Origin of the sequence: Bartonella gabonensis (assembly GCF_903679515.1) — a bacterium.
Lineage (GTDB): Bacteria > Pseudomonadota > Alphaproteobacteria > Rhizobiales > Rhizobiaceae > Bartonella > Bartonella gabonensis.
On sequence record NZ_CAHOYM010000070.1, the window covers coordinates 1 to 3,414 of the forward strand.

General features: G+C 36.3%; 3 protein-coding genes. 1 reads left to right on the forward strand and 2 read right to left on the reverse strand.

The features are described from left to right. Positions 1-76: 76 nt before the first annotated feature. Positions 77-853 (forward strand): hypothetical protein, encoded by a 777-nt coding sequence (locus HWX04_RS07870; protein WP_175869577.1) that lies wholly within the window; start codon positions 77-79, stop codon positions 851-853. 1,254 nt (positions 854-2,107) lie between these two features. Here HWX04_RS07870 and HWX04_RS07875 read toward each other — a convergent pair. Both HWX04_RS07875 and HWX04_RS07880 read right to left on the reverse strand, forming a co-directional pair. Beyond that, positions 2,108-2,761: a hypothetical protein gene (locus tag HWX04_RS07875; RefSeq protein ID WP_246257628.1), complete on the reverse strand. Its 654-nt coding sequence runs from the start codon at positions 2,759-2,761 to the stop codon at positions 2,108-2,110. Positions 2,762-2,785: 24 nt separating this feature from the next. Beyond that, a partial coding sequence (locus tag HWX04_RS07880) for a hypothetical protein (RefSeq protein ID WP_246257631.1) occupies positions 2,786-3,414 on the reverse strand: 629 nt, incomplete at its 5' end.

The window sequence follows — 3,414 nt, forward strand, 5'->3', positions numbered from 1 at the left end:
GGGGGCGCCCCTCTTTTAAATTTCCCATTCCAAATTTTAGCAAATCTTTATCACATTAGATTGTGAGGGTGTCCTTATGTGCAAAAAATATGAATTAACCAATGAAATCAAACAAATCAAACATGCTCTTACTCGTAATACTATAAATCTTTATCGCATTCGTGCTTTAAGAGATTTTGATGATGTTAAGACGGGGGATTTAGGGGGATTTATTSAAAAGGAAGTAAACCTCTCTCATGATGGCAATTGTTGGGTATATGATAAAGCTTGTGTCTATGGCTATGCTCGTGTTTATGACAATGCAAAAATACGTCATTTTTCTCAAGTGTGTGGTCAAGTCTATGGGAATTGTGAGGTTTATGGTAAGGCTTTCATTTCTCAATATGCGAAAATTTATGATCATGCTTGTGTCTATGGCAATACCCGTGTTTATGGCAATGTTTATGGGTATGCCCATGTAAGTGGGGGTGCTTGCGTTTTTGCTGATGCTCATATTTATGATCATGCGCATGTTTCTTATGATGCTACGGTTTTTAGTTATGCAAGGGTCTATGGTCGTGCCATTGTTGCTGGCTCGGCTCGTATTCATAGCTATGCTGAGGTTTATAATTATGCCGTTGTTAATGGTCGTGCAAAAATACATGGCAAGGTCTATGGTGGTGCTTTGGTGGGTGGGTGTGCTGAAATTTATGGCTCTGTTTTTGGCAATGCCAAGGTTTTATTCTATACGAAGGTCTGGGGTCGCGCTTATGGCAATGCGAAATTAACCAAGAAAAGCAAAGTAAAGGAAATTCCTATAAATTATGAAGTTTATGAAAGCGATAACCTTGTCAAGATTGATGAGACAGAATAAAGAACGGCGCGTGGGGGGGGCGCCTGCTTTATGGTTATAAACGAATTATAAGATGCATTGTTTAAAACCTATCATATTGCAAGCATTCTCTTGTTTTTATAAAAACTTATCAAAAGAACCGTAAATGATGCGTATCATCTTGATAGCATTCATTTTATGGCTATCAAACGTATTAATAAAATGCCCTTTTCTTTAAAGAGATCATTTGAAATAAAGCACATAATCACAATGCTTCTTTAAAACATTTTAATATACTAAGCTCAAAATTGAATTGAGTGAATTGAAATAACTGACATTCTAAAATCAAATTTATAAAACAAATCAAAACGCTTTGTAGGTTTATCCAAGTCAATCAAAAGAAAATATGTGTTAAATAAAATTAAGTTATAACTGTTATAAAACATCAGTTTCAAACGTTTATACATTCACTTAAAGAAATCCTTATAAGCGTATTTTTACTTTTCATTAAAACCTAATTTCTTTAAAAATTAACCAGCTCAAATTTGAGTTCGTTATCTTTAGAATAGAGCATTTTTTAAACAATATCGCTTTTGACTCCAAAATTTAGTAAAATCCTATGCCTTTATGATGTTACAATAATTTTGAACTTTGCTTGCTTATCTCGTTTCAATAGGTGCCTCCAAATTTGGATTGACCCCTTTTGATTTCGTATCTTTAAACGATAACTTTTGAAACGTTTTTTTATTACCATGTCTAAGGTATATAGTATTCTACTTCTATGGCATTATGCGCCTCCATTTTTTTATGGAAGCGAATATAGTTCTGTTCTTCAAAAAAACTTGATTTTCTACTCCGGTAAAAAAATACCGTGGTTATAAAATCATTATTTTAAAATCCTTTTGTGCAATCTTTAATGAACTCAATCTATAAGCTTATGACAGTTTTAAACGATTACCCTCTTATAGAATGATCTAATCTTGCTATAACATTTTTAGATTTTGCGCTCGCCAATTTTGGCGAACATTAATTTGTTTCTTTATGCGATTAACATTCCAATCTTTAAAACAAGCTGTGATCTTTAAACGTATGGTATCGATAATTTTAAACGATTGCGTTTTAACAATGCGATTTGTGAATGATAAAAAACGTATCATAAAATTTATGAACTGTTATGAATGATAACTGCTTTTCATTTCATTTGAATGCACACATGCGTTATAATATTTACATCATGATTTGCTTTTTATGCTCTATTCATACATGGCAATTGTTTATAAAAAATGGTCAAATGAATCACGTATAAAAGTGTGGATTCTTAAGTGGATTCATATAAAATAATTGCAAACAACATATTGACTTTATTGTGTTTTTTATGATAATATCTTTTACACCACTTGCAAGCGCATCCCATCCAGAACCACCAGAGGGTGCTGCCGACATGCCTGCAAAAAGATCTTGGAGCTTTTTATAAGCATCTGATTGAAAAAACTTATACGTATTGGACTGTAAAAACTTTTCTAAATCTGTTGGTTCAGAAGGTGGTGTTTGAGATGCGGGCGCTAATGGTTGCGTTTGGGGAACATCAACTTTAGGTTTAAATTCTTGTGGGGCTTCCTCTAGAACATTTGGTATAGGTGAATGATTGCCTACACCAAGAGGCATTTCCGTTTTAGAAGCCGTAGAGGGCATAAATGGTCCATATGGCTGCTGCATATTCTGTAAATAGGGGTTGGAGGGGGCTTGGACTTCCTCTGGTGCCAACAAAGGTGCGAGAGTCATCCCCGCAGTAGTAGATATAGCACTCTTTGGATTTGCTTTCATGAATTGTCCAAATCGCTTCGCCCCTGTAACCATTCTAGGCGCCACTCTGGGATAAAGATATCGCATAATATGCGGTGCAAATCTCGCTCCTGCCACTAAAGCCATTGGTATTATCGGTGCAACCATCACACTCTCCTACAAAACTATTGTTTAATTACTCTTCAGTTGTTGTTGCTTAGTAAGAAAGTCGATGACTTCTTTCGACATTCCTGCTGCTGCCGCCGCTCCTGCTGGACCACCTATCATATAACCAAAAGCCATTGGTGCTGCTTGAAGGGCTAGAGAGCCTACAGTTCCTGCATTCTTCCAAGGATTATTGCCTTGTATCATAGAATTCGTACTGTTATTCGTCATCGTACCGTAATTCCTTGCAAAACCATGACCGGCGTTCATCAGCATGTTCAATCTGTTCCAGCCGCTGTTGTCTTGCTCCAGCCAACGTTCGCGATTGGCATCAACAAGCCGTTGATTATAGTCATTAAGAACTGATGAACCCTGCAACATATTGGAATAAGCACTGTTATAGGCGGGGAATAGGTTGCCTACCATGCCTAAACGATACTTATTAAAGTCACCTAGTAAGGCATTAGCTTGTAGCATGTCCTGCTTATTCTGACGGTAATGATTAATCCTAGCACTTTTAGACAATGCATCAAGTTCACGCGCCAACACTTTCATATGCGCACCAGATCCATAACCACCAGAACCTGCAAAATAGCTGTTAATTGTATCTGTCACATCCTCTTTAGACTTTTGAAGGACATCTTCAAAATCTTGAT